Annotated in this window: 27 protein-coding genes and 1 riboswitch; of the genes, 23 read left to right on the top strand and 4 right to left on the bottom strand. The window is 39.9% G+C overall.

Annotation, left to right across the window (positions count from 1 at the left end):
- Positions 1-138 precede the first annotated feature (138 nt).
- Genes VRHSUH09_RS07220 through VRHSUH09_RS07210 form a run of 3 tightly spaced genes read left to right on the top strand, consistent with a single transcriptional unit; the run spans position 139 to position 2,573 of the window.
- Complete coding sequence (locus VRHSUH09_RS07220) at positions 139-738, top strand: hypothetical protein (protein ID WP_105081789.1); 600 nt, start codon at positions 139-141, stop codon at positions 736-738.
- Between the two features lie 21 nt (positions 739-759).
- The gene (locus VRHSUH09_RS07215) at positions 760-1,296 is read left to right on the top strand and encodes a flavin reductase (RefSeq protein WP_105081788.1); all 537 of its coding nucleotides are present in this window, start codon (positions 760-762) and stop codon (positions 1,294-1,296) included.
- A gap of 35 nt (positions 1,297-1,331) precedes the next feature.
- Complete coding sequence (locus VRHSUH09_RS07210; protein WP_105081787.1) at positions 1,332-2,573, top strand: hypothetical protein; 1,242 nt, start codon at positions 1,332-1,334, stop codon at positions 2,571-2,573.
- Positions 2,574-2,718: 145 nt separating this feature from the next.
- Here the strand turns inward: VRHSUH09_RS07210 and VRHSUH09_RS07205 are convergent, their stop codons facing one another.
- Positions 2,719-4,068 (bottom strand): hypothetical protein, encoded by a 1,350-nt coding sequence (locus tag VRHSUH09_RS07205; protein WP_105081786.1) that lies wholly within the window; start codon positions 4,066-4,068, stop codon positions 2,719-2,721.
- A gap of 191 nt (positions 4,069-4,259) precedes the next feature.
- Here VRHSUH09_RS07205 and VRHSUH09_RS07200 point away from each other — a divergent pair, with 191 nt between their 5' ends.
- The 8 genes from VRHSUH09_RS07200 to VRHSUH09_RS07165 all read left to right on the top strand — a co-directional run bounded on the left by VRHSUH09_RS07200 (position 4,260) and on the right by VRHSUH09_RS07165 (position 9,852).
- Positions 4,260-4,838 carry a TonB-dependent receptor gene (locus tag VRHSUH09_RS07200; protein ID WP_105081785.1) on the top strand — a complete coding sequence of 193 codons (579 nt, stop codon included), beginning with the start codon at positions 4,260-4,262 and terminating at the stop codon, positions 4,836-4,838.
- A 439-nt stretch (positions 4,839-5,277) separates the two neighbouring features.
- Entirely contained in the window at positions 5,278-5,721 is a 444-nt protein-coding gene (locus tag VRHSUH09_RS07195; RefSeq protein WP_105081784.1) for a hypothetical protein, read from the top strand.
- On the top strand, positions 5,700-6,329 hold the full coding sequence (locus VRHSUH09_RS07190; RefSeq protein WP_174683241.1) for a DNA-3-methyladenine glycosylase I: 630 nt from the start codon (positions 5,700-5,702) through the stop codon (positions 6,327-6,329). The genes VRHSUH09_RS07195 and VRHSUH09_RS07190 overlap by 22 nt, the downstream gene beginning before the upstream one ends.
- A gap of 335 nt (positions 6,330-6,664) precedes the next feature.
- Positions 6,665-7,381 (top strand): DUF554 domain-containing protein, encoded by a 717-nt coding sequence (locus tag VRHSUH09_RS07185; RefSeq protein WP_009352236.1) that lies wholly within the window; start codon positions 6,665-6,667, stop codon positions 7,379-7,381.
- Positions 7,382-7,730: 349 nt separating this feature from the next.
- Positions 7,731-7,877 carry a type II toxin-antitoxin system RelE/ParE family toxin gene (locus VRHSUH09_RS07180; RefSeq protein ID WP_245876006.1) on the top strand — a complete coding sequence of 49 codons (147 nt, stop codon included), beginning with the start codon at positions 7,731-7,733 and terminating at the stop codon, positions 7,875-7,877.
- Between the two features lie 16 nt (positions 7,878-7,893).
- On the top strand, positions 7,894-8,214 hold the full coding sequence (locus VRHSUH09_RS07175; protein ID WP_054747368.1) for a HigA family addiction module antitoxin: 321 nt from the start codon (positions 7,894-7,896) through the stop codon (positions 8,212-8,214).
- Between the two features lie 84 nt (positions 8,215-8,298).
- The gene (locus VRHSUH09_RS07170) at positions 8,299-8,652 is read left to right on the top strand and encodes a Spx/MgsR family RNA polymerase-binding regulatory protein (protein WP_009352301.1); all 354 of its coding nucleotides are present in this window, start codon (positions 8,299-8,301) and stop codon (positions 8,650-8,652) included.
- Positions 8,653-9,078: 426 nt separating this feature from the next.
- On the top strand, positions 9,079-9,852 hold the full coding sequence (locus VRHSUH09_RS07165) for a hypothetical protein (RefSeq protein WP_054747366.1): 774 nt from the start codon (positions 9,079-9,081) through the stop codon (positions 9,850-9,852).
- 162 nt (positions 9,853-10,014) lie between these two features.
- Here the strand turns inward: VRHSUH09_RS07165 and VRHSUH09_RS07160 are convergent, their stop codons facing one another.
- Positions 10,015-10,605: a nitroreductase gene (locus tag VRHSUH09_RS07160; protein WP_105081782.1), complete on the bottom strand. Its 591-nt coding sequence runs from the start codon at positions 10,603-10,605 to the stop codon at positions 10,015-10,017.
- Positions 10,606-11,118: 513 nt separating this feature from the next.
- Here VRHSUH09_RS07160 and VRHSUH09_RS07155 point away from each other — a divergent pair.
- The 12 genes from VRHSUH09_RS07155 to VRHSUH09_RS07100 all read left to right on the top strand — a co-directional run bounded on the left by VRHSUH09_RS07155 (position 11,119) and on the right by VRHSUH09_RS07100 (position 24,269).
- A complete protein-coding gene (locus VRHSUH09_RS07155) occupies positions 11,119-11,637 on the top strand; it encodes a MarR family winged helix-turn-helix transcriptional regulator (protein WP_054747364.1) in 519 nt (172 codons plus the stop codon).
- 153 nt (positions 11,638-11,790) lie between these two features.
- Positions 11,791-12,189 (top strand): hypothetical protein, encoded by a 399-nt coding sequence (locus VRHSUH09_RS07150; RefSeq protein ID WP_009352527.1) that lies wholly within the window; start codon positions 11,791-11,793, stop codon positions 12,187-12,189.
- 90 nt (positions 12,190-12,279) lie between these two features.
- A complete protein-coding gene (locus VRHSUH09_RS07145) occupies positions 12,280-13,050 on the top strand; it encodes a carboxymuconolactone decarboxylase family protein (RefSeq protein ID WP_105081781.1) in 771 nt (256 codons plus the stop codon).
- A 9-nt stretch (positions 13,051-13,059) separates the two neighbouring features.
- On the top strand, positions 13,060-13,692 hold the full coding sequence (locus tag VRHSUH09_RS07140; protein WP_054747360.1) for a site-2 protease family protein: 633 nt from the start codon (positions 13,060-13,062) through the stop codon (positions 13,690-13,692).
- A 240-nt stretch (positions 13,693-13,932) separates the two neighbouring features.
- The gene (locus VRHSUH09_RS07135) at positions 13,933-14,166 is read left to right on the top strand and encodes a (2Fe-2S)-binding protein (protein ID WP_009352375.1); all 234 of its coding nucleotides are present in this window, start codon (positions 13,933-13,935) and stop codon (positions 14,164-14,166) included.
- Positions 14,167-14,453: 287 nt separating this feature from the next.
- Complete coding sequence (locus VRHSUH09_RS07130; protein ID WP_054747355.1) at positions 14,454-15,602, top strand: glycoside hydrolase family 3 protein; 1,149 nt, start codon at positions 14,454-14,456, stop codon at positions 15,600-15,602.
- 161 nt (positions 15,603-15,763) lie between these two features.
- A complete protein-coding gene (gene fucO / locus VRHSUH09_RS07125; protein WP_105081780.1) occupies positions 15,764-16,915 on the top strand; it encodes a lactaldehyde reductase in 1,152 nt (383 codons plus the stop codon).
- Positions 16,916-17,319: 404 nt separating this feature from the next.
- Complete coding sequence (locus tag VRHSUH09_RS07120; RefSeq protein WP_105081779.1) at positions 17,320-18,864, top strand: ClC family H(+)/Cl(-) exchange transporter; 1,545 nt, start codon at positions 17,320-17,322, stop codon at positions 18,862-18,864.
- Positions 18,865-18,877: 13 nt separating this feature from the next.
- On the top strand, positions 18,878-19,672 hold the full coding sequence (locus VRHSUH09_RS07115; RefSeq protein WP_009352252.1) for a sulfite exporter TauE/SafE family protein: 795 nt from the start codon (positions 18,878-18,880) through the stop codon (positions 19,670-19,672).
- A gap of 515 nt (positions 19,673-20,187) precedes the next feature.
- Complete coding sequence (locus VRHSUH09_RS07110) at positions 20,188-23,010, top strand: FAD-binding and (Fe-S)-binding domain-containing protein (RefSeq protein WP_105081778.1); 2,823 nt, start codon at positions 20,188-20,190, stop codon at positions 23,008-23,010.
- 191 nt (positions 23,011-23,201) lie between these two features.
- A complete protein-coding gene (locus VRHSUH09_RS07105; RefSeq protein WP_105081777.1) occupies positions 23,202-23,804 on the top strand; it encodes a tetratricopeptide repeat protein in 603 nt (200 codons plus the stop codon).
- Between the two features lie 51 nt (positions 23,805-23,855).
- Positions 23,856-24,269, top strand: coding sequence for a hypothetical protein (locus VRHSUH09_RS07100; protein WP_054747350.1), 414 nt, complete (start codon positions 23,856-23,858; stop codon positions 24,267-24,269).
- Positions 24,270-24,279: 10 nt separating this feature from the next.
- Here the strand turns inward: VRHSUH09_RS07100 and VRHSUH09_RS07095 are convergent, their stop codons facing one another.
- Positions 24,280-24,657, bottom strand: coding sequence for a type II toxin-antitoxin system HicB family antitoxin (locus tag VRHSUH09_RS07095; protein WP_105081776.1), 378 nt, complete (start codon positions 24,655-24,657; stop codon positions 24,280-24,282).
- 35 nt (positions 24,658-24,692) lie between these two features.
- A complete protein-coding gene (rarD, locus tag VRHSUH09_RS07090) occupies positions 24,693-25,589 on the bottom strand; it encodes an EamA family transporter RarD (protein ID WP_105081775.1) in 897 nt (298 codons plus the stop codon).
- 224 nt (positions 25,590-25,813) lie between these two features.
- Positions 25,814-25,989: riboswitch (cobalamin riboswitch) on the top strand.
- Positions 25,990-26,121: the final 132 nt, after the last annotated feature.

Raw genomic sequence — 26,121 nt, 5'->3', positions numbered from 1 at the left:
TAACTCCTATACAATCTAAACTATAAATGATAAATAATAGATAATAAATAATAGGCACAGTCTTGTTTGCATAGTATACTTATGCTTATAAGGTTGTGTTTATTTATTTTGTACATGTTTAGAAAGATGAGAGGATATATGTTACATCGATTTTTAATAACGCTAGGGCTTATGCTAGCTTTCACCATTCCAGCCCAAGCAATTACGATTGAGGAGCTCACGTCTCAGCCGCAGTTTAAGCAGGTATCTCAGTTTGTGTCGGATATTCCTAATGTAGACGAGCGTGGCGCGTCCTATATTGATGTGAATACGGTAAAGGTAATCGGGTTTGAGCCGCCTATTTATACGATTAAGGCGACGGTATATAAAGCGTATCAGTGGAATGATGAGAAAGTGATTACCGTTAAGGACATGACTTTCACCTATGATAGTAGTAATTCAGCAGCTAGTAAGATCTATCGGGCGCAACAGCAAGGGACAACGAAGGTTAATACTGATGCGGATGCGAATATGGATATGAATATGAATGAAGATATGTGGTCTAATCCAGGTATTATGCACGATGAAGAGGAAATCAGTCGCTTTGGTTTTGACGGAACGCCTCGACCTATCCATCGAGGTGCTTTTGCGCGCAGACCCGTTGTGAAAGATTCTCTAAATAAAGAGTTTTACGATATCGCTGATGCGGTGTATTATGAAGTATATAAAGAACATTTTGATGAGGTTATTGTTAATTAAATTCTATGTTCGGAGGTTATTATGAAAGCATTTGAAACAAAAGATTATAAGGCGTTTACCATGTTTGAGGAACGTTGGGCTCTTGTTACAGCGGGTACGCTTGATGATTTTAATACGTGTACAGTTAGTTGGGGCAGTATGGGTAACATGTGGGGCATGCTTGGCAATGATATATCTACCGTGACTGTGTACATTCATCCAGCTCGCTATACTCAAGAATTCATGGCGAAATACGATACTTTTACAGTTAGCTTATTCCCTAACAGCCAGCGTAAGGCTCTTGGCTATTTAGGCTCTCATTCTGGTCGCGATGAAGATAAGGTTGCCAATTCTGGTTTAACACCAGTGGCAGTCGGTGATGGAGTGACTTTCAAAGAAGCAGATTTAACATTTGTATGTAAAAAGTTATATGAACACCAATTCGATGAAGCTCATTTGGCAGATAAAATAAAGGAATATTATGCAGCAAACCCTACTGCCTATACTCAAATTGGTCATGATCGTTGGGAACCACATTATATGTACATCGGCGAAGTAGTTGAGGCTATAGAAGGTTAGTCTTATATAAGGCCTATTTATATTGAGGGAATTATATGATAAAGAAAGCAATTTTAACAGGTCTTTGCTCACTTGGCCTTATGGTAACAGCTCATGCTGCCAATATAGATATCCCTGGTGGTGATGCCATGGTGCCTGATACTGCTTATGAAAGCTATTCTTATAATAGTGCTGATATGGATCTTGTGGAGGCTCAATTTAGACGTCGTTCAGGTCCTGTTGTAGCACAGACTGTAAGAGATGGGCGTAGGACCTTGGAGCAAGCTAAGTCATATATGGAGGGTAATGCTAAGTTTTTAAAACGTCAAGCTAATCAGAGTACGGTGTTTATCTTTGACAATGATACACAGCATATTCGTTTTTCTATGCCTTATCCAAGCCTTGAAAATAAGGTGATTAATGATGGCACTAATTCAGTAGTTAATGTAGTAAATGGTAGCCCTCAATATTATATTAAAAGTATGAATGCAGATATCGTTGTGGATGTAGACCATAAGACCACCTATGCGGATCGTGCTTTCACATATAAAACGGTAAAAAATGGCCAGTGGCAGCAGAAGTATGGGATTATAACACGCATCCCTGGAAAAGAGGAGAAGACTGAGCCACGTACGAGTACGGGTGTTGAGTTTTCCTTACCTAGTGATATGAACCATGTGTATCGTGTTAACATCATAAACCGTGGCAATGGCAATCCTGATCATATTAATTATGCAGAAGGGGCTTTAGCGAATTATGTGATCCCATCGGTAGAGGATACAAAAGCAATAGATCGATATTCTAATGTTGAAAAATGGGGAAACTTTGAATATCGTGTGTTCAAGAATAGTAAGCGAAAAGCTGATTACGAGCCTACCTCCTATGGTGAGGAAACACGCGTTTACGAGGGTGGCGGTATAGTGCAGCTAGTTAAGCGTCGTCCGATTTTCCCAAATGATGAAAAACATTTTTATGCAGGTGCTTTTGCTACGATAGATACGGTGAGTCGAAAATATCCGTACTCAGCTAATGATAATGCTACCATTTGGAATAATGGTGTGCCTGCATTTAGCGGCAGTATAAAATTTGATAATGGTACTAATTATACATATTTTACAATCCGTGATGATCAATATGTGTATAGCATTGAAGTTGCTTATAAAGCCAATGAGGTGAAGAGGTCTTATCATGATATTCGTAATATGGTAGAAATGGCAAGGCTGATTAGTCGTCAGAATAAGCAAGAGTTTCCTGTGCTGAAGCACCTTTGGGAAGCTGATGTTTTTAAATTGCCTTAAAGCTTAATTAATATGTTATCTATCTGCTTGGGTACACTTGTGTCTAAAAAGAAATATAGAGAGAAAAACAGCCAGTATTGCGATTTGCAGTACTGGCTGTTTGGTTTACACGTTTGATACTATTAGGTTGATTTTGAATGGTGTTTTAATGGGTATCGCTTACCTCTGTTTCTGGGAATAGAACATGCACTTTCAGTTTAAAGTTAGGATTATTGGTAGACTCAAAAAACTCGATCATATTCCGTAATTTTTGAACTTCCTCAGTATGTAAAAAACTTGGGTAAAAGATGATATAGGTAAAGCTATAGGTCCCATCATAGGATTGAAAGGTTAGGATGTGATCATCCTTATGAGGTGTATAGATGTGTGTGGATAGTCCAGGAATATTATTATTCCATATAACGGTATAATTAATATAATCTGATGTTGGTTGGTAATAGTAAATATCCCAGAACGTATTTAAATTAATTTTAAAATTGTAATGACCGTTTACAACAAGATCGCGCGCATATGGGTTTTTAGGAATATTATTAGTAGAAACAAAGAATGTTATGTTCCCTTTTTTGTAGTATCTAATATCTTGGTACTCGGTGCCCTTTTCTTCACCTTTGTATATGGCGTCTTTTGGTACGCGGTATTGTACACCGTTTAAGTTTTCTATGCGTGAATATTGATTTAATTCATTTAGGTTTTGCACAGAGGGAAGTACATAATTGGCCAGTACTTTATCTGTAGGAACCTTGTTCAGAACGGGGGTATTATTATAATAGACAAATCCTGCGTGATATAAGGGATGACGCATGTTATAGCCCTTAAATTTAAAATTGATCGTGTCGATAGTGAGCGTTGTTTTTTTACCGTTTTCAAGGTGCGGCATCTTCATGCTATCCCAAGTGCTGTAGGTAACAGTAGGATATGAAAATACAGTGCCCTTTATATCAGAAATGTGTTTTGCTGGATTATGTTTTGCCATGTCCTGAAAGAAATCACGAACATTCTTGTCCGTTAGTTTTTCATAAGCTATTTTTGTGTTACGCCAGTCATAGTCTTTGTAATCAGCATAGTCAATTTCTAAATTGAGACTTCCATTATCGGTAAACACTCGATAGTCCTCAATGGTTCGACTCGGATTTTTGTAACGCCCTATATTATAATCACTTTTTATGCCCGCTACGGGGAATGAAAGCCGGATTTGGTTGTATTTGTCATGAACGGAAATGACCGTATTATGGTAATGTTGACCGCGATATATGGCGGCAGCTTTAGCGTACTCCATTTCGCTTTTGTTAATACCTTCAGTTTTGTCCGTTGCTTTTAGTGTTTCCACATAGTTTGCTACATCCTTTTCAATATCAGGATTCGTGGTTTTGTAATTTATGTAGGCATCCTTTGGAATCTTCGGATCTGCGCCAGGAATATTAACATTGATGGCTCCTACTGATGATAAGATAGTGCTCATCATGAAAATACCCGCTAATAGTGGTAGTTTTATCATGGTAGTATCTCCCGTTTATACTCTCATATCTATTGATATTGTAGTAATCCATAGGCTAAGTTATTAAGTATAATTATATAACTAAATGACTATATTTTTAAGTTGTATGAAGCATTAGGTTCTAGTTTCCATGTGATTATGTTAATATTGCCCTATAGGTCATTAATAGTTTGAGAAACTAGGAGAGAAACATGAAAACAAAATCTATTGCAATTAGTTTAGGTGTGGCTTTATTACTGGCTAGTAATGTGAGTTCAGTTGCTGATGCTAGTTGGCTGAGTAAAGCCATGGATCGATTGGAAACAAGTAATGCTAAGCTTTCACCAAATTGGCCTAAAGCAGAGCAATATCGTCATTATCGACCAGGACAAGTTATTGGAGCCCCTTTGCCTGCTGAAGATATGAAGCTTGCCGGCGTTTCACTAGGTACGTCCTTTGATGCGGTAAAAGCTAGCCTAGGTCAGCCAACGAGTGAGAAACGTGATGAGCTCACGTATGGAGGGATTAAATTTGGACATACATTGATGCAAGATAGTCGCCCTATCGTATGGTATATGACTGTCAGCAATCGTGATGCCGTGACATCTCGTGGCATTGCTGTTGGAGATTCCTTGAAAAAAGTAATGGATATTTACGGCCGTCCCGATTTTATCGACTTTGATAATCGTTGGTTCTATGGGTATCTACGTTATAACAGTGACAATATCATAGGTATATTTTTCGAGCACAATGGCAGTAAGGTGACGAAAATTATTATTAGTGATCGCTAAACTGCAAAAATATATAATTTAATAGATAAAAAAATATAGCTAAAATGATTTTTGCCGTTGTTTAACGTAGAAAGTGAGACGGTATTTATCAAAATAAGTCATAAATTTGATGAAAAATAAGCATATATGAACCATTAGTGCAGAATGGCTTATATAGTGGGTTCTTTTATTGATAACTACTATAAATTGTATATTTTAGCAAAATTTTGTGACTTTTAACCCCACAAAAAAGCCAAAATCTGATATAATAATAGTACAGAAATCGATGTATAAAAGGACTAAAAATCGTGTGTGTGAATTGATGTTTTTAGATTCACCTTTGGGCCTAAAAATATCTGTAGTTCTTATAATTAAATCGATGCGATCGGAACGTTGTATATATGAAACGACTACGCAGATGCGTAGTTTTTATTATTTTGTGTTTGGCGTAGGTAGTCCCATGAGTGTAGTGAAGCCCTTATTATGGCTATTAGAACCGTATATCGTATACAAAGCCTATTTGTGGGGCGCTCGTTTTGTAGCACATCCTCTCACGTGGGAAGGCGAAGTTGACTGGTTTGCTTTGATGTTAACCGTCTTGCTCATCCTTGATGCGGTGGCTTTACCGCTAGTGATTTTCTATTGCCCTGGCTTAAACCCTAGAGTGCGCGTACCAGATTGGATTCATCGTTTGGGTACGCCCATTTACATCGTCCATAATTGGCTCGACGGCAAGGTGGGTGGCGGTACGTCTACACCGATTGTATGGCTTCGCAAAGCCTTGCATTCTCTATTGTTATTCATCTATTATCTCGTGCCATTTTACGTAGGTGGACATCTTGTGATGGGCCTTGTGGTGGCGCTCATGTATGACGTCCTTGTATGGGCACATGGGGGTGTATAATGAAAAAGATTACTTGTGAATGGCCGACGACACCTTTGTATCAGGCGTATCACGATCATGAGTGGGGCCGACCAATTCATGATGATAGGCTTCAATTTGAACATCTTTGTCTTGAAAGCCTCCAATGTGGCCTTAGCTGGCTTACTATTTTAAATAAACGCGACATCATTCGAGGCTGCTTTGATAACTTTGATATTGAGGCAGTCTCTTCTTATGGTGAAAGCGACATCGACCGGATTCTGCAAACCGAGGGGATGCTCAAATCTCGTCCTAAAATCGTAGCAATTATAAACAATGCTTCCGCTTTTAAACGTATTCAATCTGAATTTGGTTCGTTCTGCAATTATATTTGGGCTTTCACAGATAACAAGACAATTATCTATGAAAATCATCCTGAAGGGCAGGTACCAGCTAAGAACGGCCTATCTACGCGGATTAGCAAAGACCTAAAGAAGTGGGGCTTCAAGTTTGTTGGACCTGTTACCATCTATTCGCATCTTCAAGCTAGCGGCCTTATCAACGATCACGGTAAAGACTGTCCTTGCTTTGATGAGATCAATCAAAGTGCAGATATAGTGCGACTACCTGCCGACGAAGAAGGATACTAGTATTATAAGTTAACAATAATTTTCGTGCATAGTAGATGTTACAAAGGTGAACTTGTTATTCTATAGAGTCGGGTGTACACTAAAGTCGATGAGGTGATAGCGACTCATCATATGTCAGTCCGCTTTATATACAAACACATTCTCTCTCCAAAGCGGAACTCTCATAATCTTCTCTCTCAAACGCTATAAATCTGCATAAAGCCTCTGTCCTTAAGTGGATAGAGGCTTTTTGTGTTCATTTAGTTGCATACCATATAAATTGATTTATTTCGATGTAGTTGCTATACTAAACATGATTTAACACAGTTACTTTCACAATTAAAGAAGGGAAATATATGATTGGTTTGGGAACGGCCATTAACATTGGTCTTATTATAGCCGGCAGCCTTTGTGGCCTCGCATTTGGTCGGTTTATGAAAGAAAATTTAAAACAGACACTCATGGTGGTGAGCGGCATCATCGTGTTACTCCTCGGTATGAGTGGCGCCATGCAGTATATGCTCGTTATCGTGAACGGTACGCTACAAACGACGGGGCCTTTGCTGATGATTATTAGCATGGTGGTTGGCGCCATTATTGGCGAGGTCATCGATCTTAATCGATGGATTACTGTGTTTGGTGACTGGGTGAAAGCTCGTACAGGTAACGCCGGTGATCCAAAGTTTACCCATGCTTTCATTACAGCATCCCTTACCTTTACCGTAGGTGCAATGGGCGTACTAGGTTCCATTCAAGACGGTCTTACTGGTAATTACCAGACGCTATTACTGAAAGGCATCCTCGACGGTATCATCGTTATGGTTATGGTATCATCCATGGGCAAAGGGGCGCTGTTCTCCTTTATTCCTGTAGGCATCACCCAATGGATTATCACTGCCATGGCACACATCGCAGCACCGTTGATGACACCGAGTGCTATCGATAACCTGTCCTACGTGGGCTCCATCCTAATTTTCTGCGTTGGTATCGACCTCATCTGGCCTGGTAAAATACGTATCGCTAACCTCTTGCCAGCTATCTTCGTGGCTATGGGCCTAACATTCTTGCTGTAAATAGTACTACAAATATCATTATAAGAAACCTATATCCTCTAAACCTTTGATGTACACCTTGTACATGAAACGGTGGAGGATATAGGTCTTTTTATTTTCTAAAATTATTTCGTAATAAATTAACTCATGATATTTCTCAACTTAATCAAGTTGATGATATTCTTCGATTCAAGTAAGTTGATAGATATAGATCCTTACGTTCCGAAATAGGTGACCAATAGAGTCACTGTTAAAGTAGGATTTGACTGGTATTATCTAGAAATCTTTTACCGAAATGGCATGCAGAATCATTTTAATGTTCAATATGCCTGTTATTCAGGTATAATCAAAGGAGAGATTCTATGATTTCATGGCTCCACCGGGAAACCGATTGGAATTGCTCCAAGGAGATCGCTTTGGTCAGTATAGTTTACGAATTAATAGCCAGTATAGGCTATGTTTTAAAGTAAAAGACATTAATAGTTTTTATGATGTAGAAATTATAGATTATCATTGATAGAGAGGGAATATATATGGATAAGTTTATTTCGACACCTACCATTAGTGAAATATTGAAGGAAGAGTTTATGGAGCCATTAGGGTTATCTGCGTATAGATTAGCTAAGGATATACATGTGCCTGTCTCACGAGTCCAAGAAATTCTGAATGGCACACGGTCTATTTCTGCAGATACATCTTTGCGTCTGGCAAAATATTTTGGCGTTTCAGAAGGTTATTTTTTACGTTTGCAGATGGATGTTGATTTACGAACGGCAAAACTTAGTGCAGGTATGGAAGAAGCGCTAGCATCTATTAAGCATTGTGAAGCATTAGAACCTGTAGATTGCCAATAAGATATTGATAATTTTCGATATATTTGGTATACTTAATATATAAATAAGTTGTTATAATATTGAATATTGATATAAGGAGAACTTATGCTATTCGTTGAATACCCTAAATGCACAACATGCAAAAAAGCAAAGAAATTCTTAGATGATCATAAAGTTAAGTACACTGCTCGTGATATTAAAGCTGAAAATCCTACAGCAGAGGAAATCGCTGCTTGGTATCCACAATCTGGCAAGGATTTGAAAGCATTCTTTAATACATCTGGTATGATCTACCGTGAACAACAATTAAAGGATAAATTGCCAAACCTTAGCGAAGAAGAAAAAGTAGCTTTATTAGCATCTAATGGCATGTTAGTAAAACGTCCTATCTTGGTTCTAAAAGACAAAGTTCTCGTTGGCTTTAAAGAAGCAGAATGGATTGAGGCGTTGAAGCTCTAATTTCATATCAGTAACCGAAAGAACAGGTCCCTAAAAGCCTCCAAAGCGAGCTAAGTCGTTTTTAGGGACCTGTTCTTTCTACATCTAATAAAGAAATTAGAGCTATCAACTAATACCTCTTAGTGTTAAGTCATTTTTAGAGATGGGGGCTTTTCTTTTTATATGAAATCAGTATCTTCAACTAAGACTTATTAAAAGGTCTCCAAAGCGAGCTAAGTCGTTTTTAGGGACCTGTTCTTTCTACGTCTAATGAAGAAATTTAAATCTTCAATACAGCGTTCTTACTTATCAATAATTTTAATTTGTATTTATTACGTATTTTATGTATAATATTTGTACCGTAGATATACCCCTATGGGTATTGTTTTGTTTTTGTATTTCTTTCCGGACTGAGTTTGGCCGGTTCTAGTACCTAGAGAGGTATTTATGAAGCTTTTACAATCATTAGTAGCGCAGGTGTCGTTGCGTACGCAAGGTAGCATTTTGGCGCTAGGTATTTTGTTTATACTATTAGATTTAATCACAGAGCCTTTGTATCCAGTCATTGATTTGGCTTGGGTCACTGTTATCGTTTGTGGGTTGCCATTGCTGATTAATAGTGTGCAGAGCATTTGGGATAATTTAGAGATTCACGCTAATTTTCTTATTGTTGTAGCTATGGTAGCGCTCATCGCCGTTGGTGATTATCATACAGCGGCTTATGTGGGTATCATGGTGCACGCTGGCTTCTTCTTGGAGCAGCTCATTACAGGTGAGACGCATTACACCTTGGATGTTGATATGTTACCGACTATGCCAACACAGCTTGTAGCATTGCGTCAAGGTATCAATAACTATTCATCGGTTATCGTCGTGGCCGTTATGTTGCTATCCATGGGATCCTTTGCATTAACTGGTGATCTCATGCATACGGCGACCTTGTTATTAGTGCTTTGCCCATGCTCTTTGGAGCTCATTCTCGTGGCGCTCATGATGGGCTCCCTTGTGGATAATAATTCTCCGACGGCAGAGCTTTCAAAAGAGGCAAAACAGTGTCATTTGGGCCTGCTCATCGTGTCCGTTCTATTCCACATAGGCATCATCGGTGCTGGTGTGTTCGGTTCCATTAATCCTGTAACGGCGGTTGCCTTACATGGTTTGGTGCGACTTGGTCTCGTGTATAATCTGAAAGTATTAGACGGCTCTTTGTGCGTTGCGTAAATTACAATGACTCATATACATTAACGTGAGTCGCGTAAATTACAGTAAGTCACATAAATTGAAGTATATTACCTAAATTAAAGTCCCCTAGTAATTAGTTTACTAGGGGATTTTTGTATTCATTAATTATCTTATAGGCATAGTTGTAGGTAAACAATATCGTTAATCTACATATGTCACTTTGTAGCCTTTTGGCTCAATTTCGCGGCGGTTCAGGCCGTTTGGCAAATTTGGATAGCCGATTGCTAGGCTAGCGTAGACTTTTTCGTCTTCTCCAAGGCCTAGTTCACGCATTTTAGCTTGAATGCGTTCGTTATCTTGAAGATGGCGGATTTGGTTAACCCAGCAGCTGCCAAGTTCTAGTTCGTTGCAAGCGAGCATCATGTTTTGCATTGCACATGACACGTCAGCAAAGTTGTTGGCATAACTTGGTTTGCTAGCCAATACGATGAGTACAGGCGCTCCATAGTTAAATACAAACTTGCCTTCAGCGGACATTTTAATGATATTCACCATATATGGCAATGTGTTTTCTGTAATCGGCATTTTGCCGTATTCTTCCTGAACGAGTGTTACTAGTTCGCTTAGCACATCTTGGTTCGTGATAACCATGAAATGTGTTAATTGTGTATTGCCACCAGACGGAGCACGGCGACCAGCGTCGAGCACTTGATCAATGAGCTCTCGAGATAATTGATCAGCTTTAAACTTACGCGTACTATGACGAGTTTTGATACATTCTAAGGTATTCATGAGGGCCTCCTATGACAAATGAGATTTGATATAGAGTTTCTTTTATTATACTACAAGGACGAACCTAGAAGAGGCTACATTTTACTAACTATCTAATTAAAACAAGCATATTGACAAAAATAGATATAGGGTTTACAATAATAATTGTATAAAATTATATTTGTAACTTTTGATTTTGTTGAGTACTCATACGTGAGTAGTTACTTAAAGTTTTAAATCTATATAGCTTATTATAGAATTAGACCATGCAAAGCGACTTGAAGAAGCGATGAAAGCGTGTAACATAGAAGTCTAATATCAAAAAAAATTATAACTAGGTTCACAGTTTTATGGTAAGATTTTTGGGCATGAATTCTATAGAAATTGGCAATTATTAACGAATAAGAAAAAAAATATTAATTAATTGACAAATTTAAAAATATCTGAACCAAGTAGGGGTTTATCGTTGACTGCTTACTGTAAAATTGTGTACAATTAATTAGGTAGATAATTGTGTGCATGTGGAGGTAGAATATGGCAGAGATCGGCGTACTCGAAGGATATAAACATAAAGAAGATGTTCCAGATTCTGAATATTTAAGATTAGAAAACCAGTTGAGCTTCCCACTTTATGTAGTGGCGAAGGAGATTGTTAATGCATATCGTAGTCACTTAGATCCTTTGAATTTGACATATACTCAATACATCGTAATGATGGCATTGTGGGAATATGGTGACTTATCCGTTAAAGAATTAGGTCAAGTATTGCGCCTTGATTCTGGTACGTTAACACCGCTTTTAAAGAAATTAGAAGCAAAAGCATTCTTGAAGCGTAAACGTAGTCGTCAAGATGAACGAGTAGTTATGGTAACCCTTACTGATACTGGTAAAGCATTACGTGACGAAGCTGTTCATATACCGCGCCGCTTGTCTGAAGCTGCAGGTCCAATTTTCGACGTAGAAGAAACGCGTCAACTGCGTCAGTTGCTTAATAAATTATTACAAGCAATCGATAACGCCAATAATAAAACGGCACAAACTTTTAAAGGCTAATTTTATAGAACCTCATATGCATTCATTCTGTAACCGAAGATATCCTATATTTTATTAAATATGTGATATACTATACATATAGCGTATTGTACAGAGGTCATGTGAGAGTATGACCTAATTGTGAGTGGCCTTCGTGGCATAAAGGAGCGCATTATGAATAAAAATTTATTAGGTGCATTTGTATTAGCAGGTACATTATTAGTGGGTGGCGTTGCAAACGCAGCAAACTGGAATGGTTTAGCTAACTACCCAGAGGTTCCAAACAGTGCAAATGGTACAGAAACGTATTTCTTCGATAAAGCATCTGAGTTCAAAGGTATCGACAGCAGCCGCAACTATGTATTTGGTATTAATGTAATTAACATGCATAATAACCAATACGGTGAAGCTACATTGTTCAAATATCTTGTACACCCAAGCTTGCATACTGTATATCGTTTCTCCCCAGATGGTCAAGTATATCAACTCCAACCTGGTAGCAACGAATTCAATATGTTCATGGCTGCTTGGAAAGAAGTATACGGCACTGACTTCTCTTTCCCAGCGTTATAATTTAGTGGCGCTTGCCGTAATAATTACATAACTATTGCTGGTGAAAGCTCCTTTTGGGCTTTCACCAGTGTTGTTTATGGAGGTTTTTCTATGTCTAAATCTGAATTTGCTCAAGCCTATACGGAGCGCATGTTCCCTGATATTGCAGCCCCAGCAGGTTATATTGATCCTGAGTTTGAAGTTTTGTTTGATAATTTTGCATTCGATGAAGTCATCACTGAAGAAGGCCGCAATGTGCCTGCAAAGGATCGCTTCTTGGCTATTCTTGCTACCTTAGTTGGTGCCTTTGCTGTTGATGAATACGCATTGATGCTACCAGCAGCGCTCAACTTTGGGTTGATTCCTGACGAAGTGGTGGAGCTCATTTATCAGGCGGTACCATATCTTGGTATTGGTCGTGTGCGCCCATTCTTTAAGGTGACGAACAAGATTTTTGACTATCGTGGAGAAACCATTACTGATCCATCTCGAAGCACGATCACTGGTGAGTCTCGTCTTGAAAAAGGCGTGGAAAAACAAGTGGAAATCTTTGGTGAAGCTGTGCGTAATTCCTATCAAGAAGGTCCTGAGGATACACGTCACATCAAGAAGTGGCTGGCCAATATGTTTGGTGATTATTATACTCGCAAAGGCCTTAGCGTAGCTCATCGCGAAATGATTACCTTCTGCTTCTTGGCCGCTCAAGGTGGCTGTGAACCTCAGCTGAAGGCTCACGTAGAAGGCAACTTGAACGTAGGGAACAGCAAACAATATTTGATTAATATCGCATCCCAATGCGTACCGTACATCGGATATCCGCGTACCTTGAATGCCCTTCGTTGCATTCAAGACGGCTACACCGCATGGGAAGCCAAACAATAAAGGAGTTTTATGTTATTTTCTGGTATTAGTTTAACGATGATTTTAGCGTCTATTCCAGCGCTTATCATTGCAGCTGCAGGGCATGAATTTGCTCATGCCAAGGTAGCAGATATGCTCGGCGACTCTACGCCGCGCTCCATGGGCCGCTTGACCTTGAATCCCGTGGCACACCTTGATTTAATCGGCTCTATAGCCTTCCTTATCGGTGGGTTTGGATGGGCTAAGCCTGTAATGGTTGATACGTCTAACTTCCGCGATCCTCGCACAGACTATACCTTAGTATCTATTGCGGGACCGGCGTCTAATGTGTTGATGGCCTTTTTAGGCTACTTAGCACTACGTTTTCTTGGAAGCTACGGCTTGTTGACAAATGACTCATTAGAGTTAGTACTGACACTGATTGTTGTATATAATATTAACTTTGCCATTCTCAACATGATGCCCATACCACCACTTGATGGTAGTCGCATTATTACAAGCTTGTTGCCTAGGGACTTGCAATTTACATTGGAACGGTTAAGCTTTGTCAGCTTGATTGTACTTATCTTAGTGCTTAATACACCAATTGCGAGTAAGATCTTCATTCCATTACAACAAACTATTTTGCAATTCTTTGAACGCATTGTGAGCATTATTTTATAGGGATTTAGCGTAAGGCTAATATGGTAAAAGCTACATGGTAACACTATATAGCTTTTACCATATAATAAACGTTTTATGGCAAGTGCTATCTTTTAAATTTTATGTTAGATTCTTCACTATATTAAAAAGTATCGATATAATTCGTAAAATATGATATACTAAGTACAGAAATCGTAAATTTTCGATATATTAAATCGATATAGTATATAGATATTCAAGTGAATAGATGAGGAATTACATATGAATTTTGAAGATAATCAAGTGCCAGAGGCAATTCTGGACAAGCTTACAAAGGTGTGTACGTGCCGTAGCATTACGCGCAAAACGATTAAAGAAGCCATTTTAGATGGGGCTCATACATTTCCAGAGGTAAAAGAAGCAACTCGTGCTGGCACGGGCGCTTGCGGTGGTAAAGGCTGTGGCCCTCGCATCGTAAAGCTCTTAGCTGAAATGAAAGAGCAAGGCAAAATTTAAGTTAACTATTTAACTGAAACAGTTAACTCAAACGTTAACTTAAACATTAACTCATATAAAGACTATTACTTCGAACCAATACGGTATACGTAGGTTTTGGGTAATAGTCTTTTTTCGTTATAACCTATTATTTTGCAGTATTAACTAGAATTTGTGTTGATGGATGTGATAGCATATCGTACTATTCATAGTATTTAGTATTATGGGGAAACTAAATATCTTAGTTTGTTGGGGCTGATTATTTGATATACTATACATAATACTTTTTAGAGATTTTGGAGGTATATATGTTTCGACGTTTTGTAGCAGCTACGATGATTGGCGCCTTAGCGATCACCACGGGTTGCGGTTTACATAATCCATTTACTTCAAAGGCTGAGCCTGTGACCTATGAATCCGTAGCACAGAGCGAGCTTTCACCAGAGCAAAAGGTAGATAAATTAGTGGCTAATATGTCCGATGCGGACAAGGTTGGTCAATTGATGATGATTGGTATTCACGGCAAGTCCTTGAACGATGATGCTAAATTCATGCTTAATGAGTATCGTGTGGGCGGCATTATCTTGTTTGACCGTAACATGGAATCCAAGGATCAAGTTAAGACGCTCATTGCAGATATTAACAAGGCCGGTAAAAGCGCGGGCTTAACGCCATTGTTCCTCGGTATCGACCAAGAGGGTGGTGCTGTAGCGCGCATGGACGATAAGCTCATCAAGGTTCCTCCTGCGGAAGAGGTAGGTAAGGAGCCTGTAGAGCAAGCTGCAGCCTTGGCGAAAGAGGTAGGAACTGAGTTAAAAGACTTAGGTTTTAACATTAATTTTGCTCCTGTAGCCGACTTAGGATTAACCTATGGCCGCTCCTATAGTACGAACCCTGATGAAGTGGTTCGCTATGCTAGCGCTGTTGGTAAATCTTACGACGAAGCGGGCCTGTGGTATTCCTATAAACACTTCCCAGGCATCGGTAAGACTGACGTAGACTTGCACGCAGACACAAGTATCGTTCCTGTATCTAAAGAAACGCTGCTTTCAGAGGACACAAAGGTGTTCGTAGACCTCATTAAGCAGTCCAAACCGAATACATATACAATCATGGTGTCTCACGCAATGTACCCACAAATCGATCCAGACCATCCATCTAGCTTGTCTAAGGCCATTATTACGGACTGGTTGCGCAAGGATATGGGCTATAACGGCGTGGTCGTAACGGACGATATGGACATGGGTGCCCTCGCGAAACATTATACCTTCGGTGATATGGCGGTGCAATCCATCCTCGCTGGCAGCGATATCTTGCTCGTATGCCATGAATACGAACACATGCAAGAGGCTTACAATGGCCTTATGAAAGCCGTGAAAGACGGGCGTATCTCTAAAGAGAGACTCGATGAATCTGTGAAACGAATCTTGCTTATGAAAATGAGCAGAGGTATGTAAGTCAGAGATACATTTATACTCTACATTCTGTATAAAAATATATAGTGTATACATAACGAGCTATCAAGGATTTTAATAAACCGATAGAGAATTAATAAGTAAAGTGATTCTCTGTCGGTTTATTTTTTATTGTATAGTTTGTTTTGTCAGGAGTGAAGTATATGGCTCGCAGAATTATGTTGAATGGTACGTCCTATTTTGGACAAGGGGCGATTCAGGAGATTGTGAACGAAATTAAGAATCGTCATTTCAAAAAAGCCCTCGTTACATCTACACCAGATTTATTTGAATTTAAAGTGGCTACTAAGGTAACAGATTTACTTGATGCGGCAGGCATCGATTATGAAATCTATGACGGCATTAAACCAAATCCTACGATCGAAAACGTAACGGCTGGCGTTGATGCTTGTAAAGCAGCTGGCGCCGATGTTATCGTTGCTGTTGGTGGCGGTAGCCCAATCGATACAAGTAAGGCGATTGCTACTATTATTACGAATCCTGAGTTCGCCGATGTGCGCAGCCTTGAAGGTTTAGCGCCTACTAAGAACCCTTGCTTGCCAATCATCGCTGTTACAACTACATCTGGTACGGCTGCAGAGGTTACCATCAACTACGTTATTACAGACGTTGAAAAGAACCGCAAATTCGTTTGCGTTGACCCTCATGACATCCCAATCGTAGCTATCGTAGATCCTGATATGTCCGCGTCTATGCCGACAGGCCTTTGTGCGGCAACAGGCATGGATGCTCTCGTACATGCTGTAGAAGGGTATATCACAAAAGGTGCGTGGGAACTTACTGATATGCTTCATTTGAAAGCTATTGAAATCATCGGTCGTTCCTTGCGCAGTGCTGTGGCTGGTGATTATGCAGGCCGCGAAGCTATGTCCTTAGGTCAATACATTGCGGGCATGGGCTTCTCTAACGTTGGCCTCGGCATCGTTCACTCCATGGCGCATCCATTGAGTGCTGTGTACGATATCCCTCATGGCAAGGCTTGTGCTATGCTTTTAACAGCCGTATTGAAATTCAATGCTCCTGCAACAGGCGAAAAATATCGTGAAATCGCTCGCGTTATGGGCGTTCCTAATGTAGACGCTATGGATGAAGCAGCCTATCGTCAAGCAGCTATTGACGTAATTCAAAAATTAGCTGATGACGTAGGTATTCCTAAATCTCTTAGCGAAGCAGGCGTAAAACGGGAAGATATTCCATTCCTCGCTGAATCTGCTTTCAACGATGCATGTACACCTGGTAACCCACGTGATGTATCCTTAGAAGAAATCATTGGCATCTATGAATCTATATACTAACAACCAAATTAGATTCTACACCGCTCGTATGCCTCCGATTATGTAAAGACAACATCTATAAACACTTGCTAAACAAGACTAGATATCTCTTTTGCTGTAGAGATGTCTAGTTTTGTTTTTTAGGAGCTTAGCGTCATATCTAGATTTACTTTTTGAGGTGCTTACTGCGATGGACAGCTGTCTAGATTTACTTTTAATAGCGCCTTGAAAATCATAATTTACATAAGTATACTAAAGATATGAATAGATAATTGTTAGACTAGATCACAATTCGGAAAGATACTAGTTAAATAGTAGTTAGGCTTATTTATCCGTTGATGTATTACTACTAAAATTACAAGGATTAGTAATAATAGTAATCCAAATAGGTACATAATCGTTATATATGCTGAGGAGGAAATCTTATGAAACTATGGAAATTTAATAAGCGCAGTTCTACCTTAGCAGATATGTCCATGAATCGTGTACTCTTAACGGAGCTTATCGCAAAGGGCGCTGTCGTTGGCGTTGTGGCAGGTTTTTGCGGGGCTACATATCGCTATTTAATCTTAGAGTCCGAGCATTTGCGTTGGCAGTTGATGGAGGGCATTACTCTGGAGTGGGCTTTAGGTTGGCTCATAGCTATGGTCGTTTTTGCCTTTATCGTAGATCGATTATTGACTTGGGCACCGTTGTCTGGTGGTTCTGGTATTCCTCAAATCGAAGGGGAGATGCTAGGTCTCTTTGATATGAAGCCTTATCGGACGCTTGTGTCAAAGATGATTGGTGGCGTACTGACTGGATTTGCGGGCTTTTCCGTAGGTCGTGAAGGGCCAGCCGTACAAATCGGGGGCTCTGCCGGTAAAATTGTATCCTATTGGATGAATTCAGGGCTGCGTGAGCAGCGCATCTTGACTTCTGCTGGCGCAGGGGCCGGCTTAACGGCTGCCTTTAGTGCACCTGTATCGGGGGCGATATTCGTCTTTGAAGAGGTTCATAAAAGCTTTTATCCGTACCTCGTTGTGCCAACCTTTGTGGCCACATTGATTTCTAACTATATTACAGTTAGTATCTTTGGTCTCGACCCAGCTCTTGGATTTTCGGTAACCTCAGGGGTTCCTCTTGAGTACTTTCCTGTACTGCTTATGGTGGGCGTTATTATGGGACTTTGTGGGGTGCTTTTCTGTCGCATGATCTTTGTGTTCAAGAAATTCTTTGAGTGGCTTAAATGCTCTCGGTTCTTGAAATTAGCCCTCACCTTTGTGACTGTGGCCGTCATCGGCTATGACTCGCAACTTCTTTTAGGTGGCGGCAATGATCTCGTAGGTCAGCTCGCCTTTCAATCTCATGGCGTGTTGCTCTTGGCGGGCATCGTGCTAGGCAAGATGTTGCTCACTACCTTCTGTTATGGCAGTGGTGCTCAAGGGGGCATCTTTTTACCCATGCTTGTTATCGGTGCGTCAGCAGGTGCCTTTTGTGAAAGCCTACTTTCAACGTTAGGCCTCATTTCTCCTGATTTTGTACCTCAATTCGTCATCTGTGCCATGGGTGGTATGCTAGCAGCTGCTATGCGAACCCCGATTTTGGCGATTCTACTCGTTCTTGAAATGACGAATAGTTTTTCTAATATTTACGCTATTGGTATCGTTACATTGGTGGCCTATCTTGTGGCAGATCTTTTAAAAGAGCCGCCGATTTACGATTCCTTATTGCAAGCTATGACTGGGCAAAGCAATCTAGAAGCTGTACAAACCTTCTTCCAAACCAAGGTGCCTGTAGTGGCAAACTATACAGATGTACAACTACAAGACTTGGCATTGCCAGAGGGGACATTAATCGTAAGTATTCGCCGAAATGGTACCTACATTGTACCTCTTGGGGATGTGAAACTTGAACCAGGTGATGAACTACAAGTTTCGTGTGAACGAGGTCGATTGAAAGATGCAAAAGCATTCTTCCAGTCTAATTAAAGGAGGGCTTACCATGTTAGATAACATAGTATTATTCTATATATTCTTTACTATAGTTGGCTTTTTAGCGGCTATGCTAGGCACTATCATTGGTGCTGGTGGAGGCCTTATATTTGTACCTCTTTTTATGTACTGGTTCCCTGAATGGTCTCCGTCTATGATTGTAGGGACGTCACTCTTTTCTGTTATGTGTAATGCTATCTCTGGATCTATAGCGTATCTTAAACAGAAAAAAGTATATATCAGTGCGGCTCTCGTCTTTAGTGTTGCTACCTTCCCAGGGGCTATTTTAGGGGCTCAAATGTCGGGGTGGTTCTCTGGTAAAGGCTTTATGTTTGCCTTTGGTTGCTTTATGCTCTGTGCTTCCTTCTTGATTGGGTTCAAGAACTTCCGTAAAGGAGAGCGCAAGGAAGAATCCCTTACCTTGGATCAGCTAACCTATAGTAAGCCCGTTGGTATTAGCATTAGCATCGTTGTAGGTTTTATTTCCAGTATCTTTGGTATTGGTGGCGGGCTGATTCACGTACCGGCCTTGATTTATTTAATGGGCTTCCCTACGCATATGGCGACAGCCACTAGCCAATCCATCCTCGCCGTATCTACTACGGTTGGTGTTATTACACATTTAATAGAGAATCATATCGTCTTTAGCATTGCTATTCCTACTAGTATTGGAGCCATCTTTGGGGCTCAAGCTGGTGCGCGCATTGCCAAACGCCTCAAGGCAAAAGCAATCCTTGCCCTTATGAGCGTAGCCGTGTTTGCGTTGGCTGTACGACTCATCCTTAAATCGGGGATTCTAGGATAAGGTTTATGGTATCAATTCATTAAGATGAGCCATATCTTTAATAAGCATAGTTTAATAAAAGCCCTCTGGTGGTAGCTCGTAAGAGTTGTATCACTAGAGGGCTTTTTGAATTTCTGACGTTTTTTAAAAGGGTATAACTAAAAGTCATAGGACTTTGTAATTGAGAATGGAAAAATTAAAATTAGTAAATCATAATAGTTTTATGCATGAGCTTTGTAATCTATTTCCTATAGAATTATATGCAGTATAAATCATAGTTTATCTAGGTTTTCGTATATATCTATAAAATATATCGATTAATCCTTAATAAATAAGGATTCTTGATTAGATATGTGAAGAAATGAGTACATGATAATGCCATTGAGATGCACTTTCAAGTAAAGAAATAAAAAAGCGATGCATATCGAGAATTATTAGAAGACATATAATTTATGCATAATTATAGTAGTGAGAATGAGAACGGCGTATACTAAAAGTAACACATGTTCCTTATGAGAGGATAGGAGGAAATACAAGTGAGTACGCTTATTAGAGATTATGAACGTTTTGCCAAGGAGGCAAAAGAGATTTGTAAAGGTCGCGTGTATACCGATCATTTACGTCGTTATGCGTATGGCGTTGATGCGTCCTGCTATAGCTATTTACCAAAGGTTGTTGTAAAAGCTGAGGACGAACGCGAAGTAAGACGCCTTATTCGTCTATGCCAACAATGCGGCACGCCATTTACATTCCGTGCAGCTGGTTCTTCGTTGTCTGGTCAGTGTTCCAGTGAAGACGTGCTCATCGTATGTAATGATGGCTTCAAAAAAATGGAAGTTATCGACGATGGAAAAGCCTTAAAATGTGAGTGCGGTGTTATCGGTTCTGATGCAAACGATTTATTGAAACCGTACAATCGTAAAATTGGTCCAGATCCTGCAACGCTTGCTACAGCATTAGTGGGCGGTATTTTGAATAATAACTCCTCTGGTATGTGCTGTGGTACAGCGCAGAACTCGTATAAAACAATTCGTTCTATTCGCGTTGTTTTATTAGACGGCTCTATTCTTGATACGTCCGACCAAAAGAGTATCGATCAATTCCTCAAAGAAAAACCTCAAATGGTAGAAGATCTCTTGCAATTGCGCAAGGAAATCTTAGCTGACGAAGAATTGACGCATTTGATTCATCACAAATATAAAATTAAAAATACTACAGGTTACGGTTTGAACTCCCTCGTTGATTTTGAAGATATTATCGACATCATCAACCACTTGTTCATCGGCTCCGAAGGTACATTGGGCTTCGTATCTGAAATCGTGTACAACACTGTTGAAGACGTGCCTCATAAAGGCTGTGGCCTCATGTTCTTCAAAACATTGAACGATGCATCCCTTGCAGTTGTAGCGCTCGCTAATATGGGCCGTGAAAAGGTTATCGCTGCAGAAATGATGGACTATCAGTCCTTGCGCGCCGTTCAAAGCCTTGAAAATGTACCTGACTTCGTTCGTGAAGTGCCTGAAGGTACAAGCGCTATCTTGTTCCAAACTGAAAGCTACACGAAAGAAACAGTAGATGAAAACTTGGCTTTCATTAAAGACCAATTGAAAGATATCCCTACAGCCATCCCTAGTCTTTACTCTCAAGACCCTAAGGAATACGATTCTTGGTGGGCTATCCGTAAAGGTATCTTGCCAATCGTTGGAGGTCAACGTAGAAAAGGCACCACTGTTATTACAGAGGACGTTTGCTTCCAAATTGAAGACTTCACTAAGGGCATCGAAATGATTACGGAATTGTTCCATAAATACGATTTCGTAGACGGTGGTGTAATCTTCGGTCATGCTCTGTCTGGTAACGTTCACTTTAATATTACACCCGATTTCAGCGACCCTAAAGATACTAAGAACTTTGGAGATTTAGTAAAAGAAATGTCTGAGCGCGTATCTGGTTTCGGTGGTTCTTTGAAAGCTGAACACGGTACAGGCCGGATGGTAGCACCATTTGTTGAAATGGAATGGGGCAAAAAAGCGTACGAAATCAATCGTCGCATCAAAGCCATCTTTGACCCTACTCGTATCTTGAACCCTGATGTAATCATCACAGATGATCCAGATGTGTACAAGAAAAACCTTAAGGCACAATGTGCTATCGATGATGCTTTCACAATCTGTATGGAATGCGGTTTCTGTGAAAAACATTGTCCAAGCCGTAATTTAACATTGACGCCACGTCAACGTATTGCGTTGTTGCGCGAAACGAAACGCCTTGAAAACGAAGGTAACTTCACATTGGCATCTGAGCTCAGAAAGGGCTATGAATACTACGGTGTGGAAACTTGTGCAGCCTGCTCTATGTGTAAAGGTCTTTGTCCACTTAGCATCGATACTGCTCAAATCGCATTGTCCATGCGCCGCATCGATCCGCCTGCACCAGAATTGGCTAAGAAGATTTACGACAACTTCTCCACAACCCTTCAAATGGCTCGTGCCGGCGTAAGCCTCGAAGGCATTGCTGGTTCTATCATTACGCAAAAAGCAATTTCCAAGATTACCGACGGTTTACATGGTGTCACAGGTATTACACCGTACTTACCTAAGACAACGCCTAAGGCTAACCATTATAGATTGAGAAATCGCATTAAACCAACTAACTTTGAAAAGGTTGTATACTTCAGTACTTGTGCGAACCGTGCCTTCAAACCGAACCAAGGTTATGATGATGATCGTAGCTTACAACAAGTCGTGGAAAGCCTCTGCAACAAGGCTCATATCGATATTATTTACCCACAACATATTGAAAACCTCTGCTGTGGCTTGAGCTTTGAAAACTACGACGACGTTCATGAACGGGCTGTAAAAGACTTGCACGATGCATTGATGAAAGCATCTCAAAATGGTAAATACCCAATTGTAATCGATCATAGCGCATGCTTCAACCATGCTTTCAAACATATGCCAGACTTAGAAATTAACGATATTTCTGAATTTTTGTGCAAATATGTTGTGCCGCATCTCGACATTGAAAAATGCGATGAACGAGTTATCGTACACAAACAATGTAAGATTAAATCTTTGAACAAATCTCAATACATTGAAGACTTGGCACGCCTCTGCACTGACCATGTATTCAACATTAAATCCTTTGCGTGCGATGGCTTTGCTGGTCAAAAAGGCTTCTTCACACCAGAACTTAACAAATCTGCCACAAAAGACTTGGCTGGCGAAATCGCTGAATACGGCGCTACACTAGGCGTAAGCTCCAGCTCCACATGTGAAATTGGTCTTGGTGAAAACGGTGGCATCCCATTCGTAGGCGTTGCATTCCTACTAGACCGTTGCTCTAAAGCAAAAAAATAAGATTTATAACATTACCTACCATATAACGAAAAAGGACGAGTTGCGGCTCGTCCTTTTTTGTATATAGTTTTGGTATAATTGTAATGGTATTTAATAAATTATGTAATAGTACTACCTATTGTAATCATAGTAAACAATGAAGATATACGACATAATGTGGTTGTATTATATAGATAATATAGAGGTAATATATGAAATATATTCTATTATGTATGTGTTTGCTTAGTCTATTAGGTTGTGGCACAGATACTAAGACCCAACAAGACACTAAAACTACAACAACAGCTAACGAACAAGTTAAAACAGAGCAAGATGCTCATGTTATAGCCGCTAAGCAAGCTCTATCCTCTGGTGATTATGCTAAAGCCATCGAGGAGGCAACAGCTTCTATTAAGGATAATCCAAATAATGCAGACGCTTATTCGGTTCGTGGCTTTGCTACGGCGTTGAATGGCGATACAGCTAAAGGTTTAGCAGATACTAAAAAGGCTTACGATTTAGATCCAAACAATGTAGCTAATTACTATAATATGGCCATGGTATATAAGCTACAAGGTCAGTTAAACGATTCTAAACAGTGGTTTGAAAAGGTATTAGAAAAGGACCCTAGTAATACTTGGTCCGTCTATGGCATTGCTACCATTTATGCAGACCAAGGGGATGATACTAAGGCCCTTGATTGGCTTGAAAAGGCGATTAAAATTGATCCATCTGTAAAAGCTGTGGCAGCAGAACAAGACCATTTCGAGCGCTTTCACAATAATACGCGATTTAAAACATTAGTTGGATTATAGGCTTATAACACTCGAAAAGACTAGATTATTGATAGTAATGGGATTGTCATAATGGATAGTAAACAAATCATTCGCCTTATTATAAAGTTAATAGGCTTCGTATATTGGCTTGGCTTTTTGTACGTAGGCAGATTAATGATCATGGACTGGTCAGGTTTTATGACTCAGTACAACATAGAAACACCAATCTTTCTTACCTATATCGTATTGGTAGGCTGTTTTGTGACGCCGTATCTAGTATTTTACTGGAAAAAACTAAATCCTAATACTAAACCGCCCTATTTAGAGCGCTGTCTCAGTTCCTACATGGAGCAGCTAGAGGACCGACATAGCGTTTGGTTTGATGTGCTCTATGTGTTGAAACTATTGCTCTATTTCGTGACCATCATGTGGATGATTTGTGTAGGCTTACTAACGCTGGCAATCATTGCATGGACCGTAGTTCTAATTTTACTAAGTAATTGATGGTGTAAATTTACATTGTTTTCTCTACTAACGCTTCTTGTAAAAGCTGAGAAAAATTAATCCCTTTAGCTAGTGCTCTATCGTTAAGCCATGCTGGAATTGTTAAGGTTTTCTTTACGGACTTACTATTTTTAGCTAAATCAATATCTGTTTGTACTAGCGTAGGATAGGTTGTATCCGTACAAGGTAAGTTTCGAATAGATGTAGGTGTAGGTAAGCTTTCTCCATCTTCTAAAGCTCCTAAAATATATAGCTCCATTGCTTCTTGAGCATTAGTTACGAGCTCTGTTAGTGTTGCGCCCGTACTACTTGTATATGCTAAGTCTGGAAACTCAGCCCAGAAACCATCGGCGTCATCATGGATTATGGCAGGGTATATAAATTTCATAGTTCCTCCTTATTTTAGTTGATATAGGATATATCTTACTTTTTTAGGCTAATGCGTGTTGTAATTTGGCTTGATAACGAGAATAATACTAATGCTATCCATATACAACCGAAGGCGATCATTTGTGGTGTGCCAAAGCTTTCACCAAAGTAGAAGATGGCCAAGAAAAAGCCCATAGTTGGAGAGAGGTATTGTAAGAATCCTAACACGTTAAGTGGCAATAAACGAGCCCCATATGAAAAAAGGATTAGGGGCACGGATGTAGTAAAGCCTGAACAAACGAGTAGTAGACCGGTGGGGGTCATGTTTTCAATAAAAGACCATGATGTAGTATCTACTGTTAGTACATACCATAGAGCTATAGGTGTAATAAGCCACGCCTCCAAGGCAATGCTCGAAAATGGATGGATGGTGAGTCGTTTTTTGACGGCTCCATAGAGGCTGAAAGTTACGGCTAGTGCAATGGAAACGGTCGGCAACGAGCCTAGCTCATAGGTCATGATAGATACGCCTAGCACGGCGATAGCGATGCTTAATTTTTGTGACCACAGCAAGGTTTCTTTATAGATGACGATACCTAGTAATACATTGAGTAGTGGATTGATATAGTATCCGAGGCTAGTATCGAGAACGTGTTGGTTGGTAACAGCCCAAATATAGGTGAACCAATTGATACTAATCAACATAGCAGCCAGTAATAATAGTCCTAATTGAGTAAGGTTGGTGCGTAAATAGTGGATATCGATGCGTAGTTGTTGGCGACCGGTGATGATAACAAGGAAAAACATCCAAACACCGGACCAGATGATGCGGTGCGATAGCACTGAAAAGGAAGAAACTTGATTAAGTAGTGCCCAATATAGGGGGAGTAATCCCCAGATTAAGCAACAGAGTAAAGTCGTACTGAGCCCTTTTTTGCTTATTTCATTCATGATGTAACCTCCTCGTATTGATAAAATCATTATATCATGCTGATAGCATGTATAGTGTTGATAATAGTAAGTATACTTTTAACTATTTCATGAATACTTAAAATAGCATTATGTATTTTAGTTATCACACATGACTTTCAGTTATAACCTAAAATTTGGTACTTATGATTAACTGTTATGTTCATTGACTTTGTGCATAATCTTACACTATATTGGACTTAGAACAACGAATATAGAGAATAGGTGTCGCAAGACTTAATAGAGAAATCGGTACAAGCCGATGCGGTCCCGCCACTGTAAGGACGAGCCTGCTTTCATATATGTCACTGGAGAAATCTGGGAAGGCGAAAGCGAGGCAATGAGCCCGAGCCAGGAGAACTGCCTATTTGATAATCACCGTTATGTACCTACGAGCGATAGGAAGGGGATTGAGGTATGCTGGCTTCAGTGTTTTTTGGTGTACCTTTCAATAAGAAACCTTACGTGTCACTTTTGGGTGGCACGTTTTTTATTGCCCTTGAAAGTGGCTGTT

Origin of the sequence: Veillonella rogosae JCM 15642 (assembly GCF_002959775.1) — a bacterium.
Taxonomy (GTDB): domain Bacteria; phylum Bacillota; class Negativicutes; order Veillonellales; family Veillonellaceae; genus Veillonella; species Veillonella rogosae.
The sequence above is the reverse complement of the archived record's forward strand: the minus strand, read 5'-3'. Positions and strand labels throughout refer to the sequence as shown.

Bases quoted from the DNA above. Each gene is read 5' to 3' on its own strand.
- VRHSUH09_RS07220 (WP_105081789.1), top strand. From the start codon at position 139: ATGTTACATCGATTTTTAATAACGCTAGGGCTTATGCTAGCTTTCACC.
- VRHSUH09_RS07215 (WP_105081788.1), top strand. From the start codon at position 760: ATGAAAGCATTTGAAACAAAAGATTATAAGGCGTTTACCATGTTTGAG.
- VRHSUH09_RS07210 (WP_105081787.1), top strand. From the start codon at position 1,332: ATGATAAAGAAAGCAATTTTAACAGGTCTTTGCTCACTTGGCCTTATG.
- VRHSUH09_RS07205 (WP_105081786.1), bottom strand. From the start codon at position 4,068: ATGATAAAACTACCACTATTAGCGGGTATTTTCATGATGAGCACTATC.
- VRHSUH09_RS07200 (WP_105081785.1), top strand. From the start codon at position 4,260: ATGAAAACAAAATCTATTGCAATTAGTTTAGGTGTGGCTTTATTACTG.
- VRHSUH09_RS07195 (WP_105081784.1), top strand. From the start codon at position 5,278: ATGAGTGTAGTGAAGCCCTTATTATGGCTATTAGAACCGTATATCGTA.
- VRHSUH09_RS07190 (WP_174683241.1), top strand. From the start codon at position 5,700: ATGGGCACATGGGGGTGTATAATGAAAAAGATTACTTGTGAATGGCCG.
- VRHSUH09_RS07185 (WP_009352236.1), top strand. From the start codon at position 6,665: ATGATTGGTTTGGGAACGGCCATTAACATTGGTCTTATTATAGCCGGC.
- VRHSUH09_RS07180 (WP_245876006.1), top strand. From the start codon at position 7,731: ATGGCTCCACCGGGAAACCGATTGGAATTGCTCCAAGGAGATCGCTTT.
- VRHSUH09_RS07175 (WP_054747368.1), top strand. From the start codon at position 7,894: ATGGATAAGTTTATTTCGACACCTACCATTAGTGAAATATTGAAGGAA.
- VRHSUH09_RS07170 (WP_009352301.1), top strand. From the start codon at position 8,299: ATGCTATTCGTTGAATACCCTAAATGCACAACATGCAAAAAAGCAAAG.
- VRHSUH09_RS07165 (WP_054747366.1), top strand. From the start codon at position 9,079: ATGAAGCTTTTACAATCATTAGTAGCGCAGGTGTCGTTGCGTACGCAA.
- VRHSUH09_RS07160 (WP_105081782.1), bottom strand. From the start codon at position 10,605: ATGAATACCTTAGAATGTATCAAAACTCGTCATAGTACGCGTAAGTTT.
- VRHSUH09_RS07155 (WP_054747364.1), top strand. From the start codon at position 11,119: ATGGCAGAGATCGGCGTACTCGAAGGATATAAACATAAAGAAGATGTT.
- VRHSUH09_RS07150 (WP_009352527.1), top strand. From the start codon at position 11,791: ATGAATAAAAATTTATTAGGTGCATTTGTATTAGCAGGTACATTATTA.
- VRHSUH09_RS07145 (WP_105081781.1), top strand. From the start codon at position 12,280: ATGTCTAAATCTGAATTTGCTCAAGCCTATACGGAGCGCATGTTCCCT.
- VRHSUH09_RS07140 (WP_054747360.1), top strand. From the start codon at position 13,060: ATGTTATTTTCTGGTATTAGTTTAACGATGATTTTAGCGTCTATTCCA.
- VRHSUH09_RS07135 (WP_009352375.1), top strand. From the start codon at position 13,933: ATGAATTTTGAAGATAATCAAGTGCCAGAGGCAATTCTGGACAAGCTT.
- VRHSUH09_RS07130 (WP_054747355.1), top strand. From the start codon at position 14,454: ATGTTTCGACGTTTTGTAGCAGCTACGATGATTGGCGCCTTAGCGATC.
- fucO (WP_105081780.1), top strand. From the start codon at position 15,764: ATGGCTCGCAGAATTATGTTGAATGGTACGTCCTATTTTGGACAAGGG.
- VRHSUH09_RS07120 (WP_105081779.1), top strand. From the start codon at position 17,320: ATGAAACTATGGAAATTTAATAAGCGCAGTTCTACCTTAGCAGATATG.
- VRHSUH09_RS07115 (WP_009352252.1), top strand. From the start codon at position 18,878: ATGTTAGATAACATAGTATTATTCTATATATTCTTTACTATAGTTGGC.
- VRHSUH09_RS07105 (WP_105081777.1), top strand. From the start codon at position 23,202: ATGAAATATATTCTATTATGTATGTGTTTGCTTAGTCTATTAGGTTGT.
- VRHSUH09_RS07100 (WP_054747350.1), top strand. From the start codon at position 23,856: ATGGATAGTAAACAAATCATTCGCCTTATTATAAAGTTAATAGGCTTC.
- VRHSUH09_RS07095 (WP_105081776.1), bottom strand. From the start codon at position 24,657: ATGAAATTTATATACCCTGCCATAATCCATGATGACGCCGATGGTTTC.
- rarD (WP_105081775.1), bottom strand. From the start codon at position 25,589: ATGAATGAAATAAGCAAAAAAGGGCTCAGTACGACTTTACTCTGTTGC.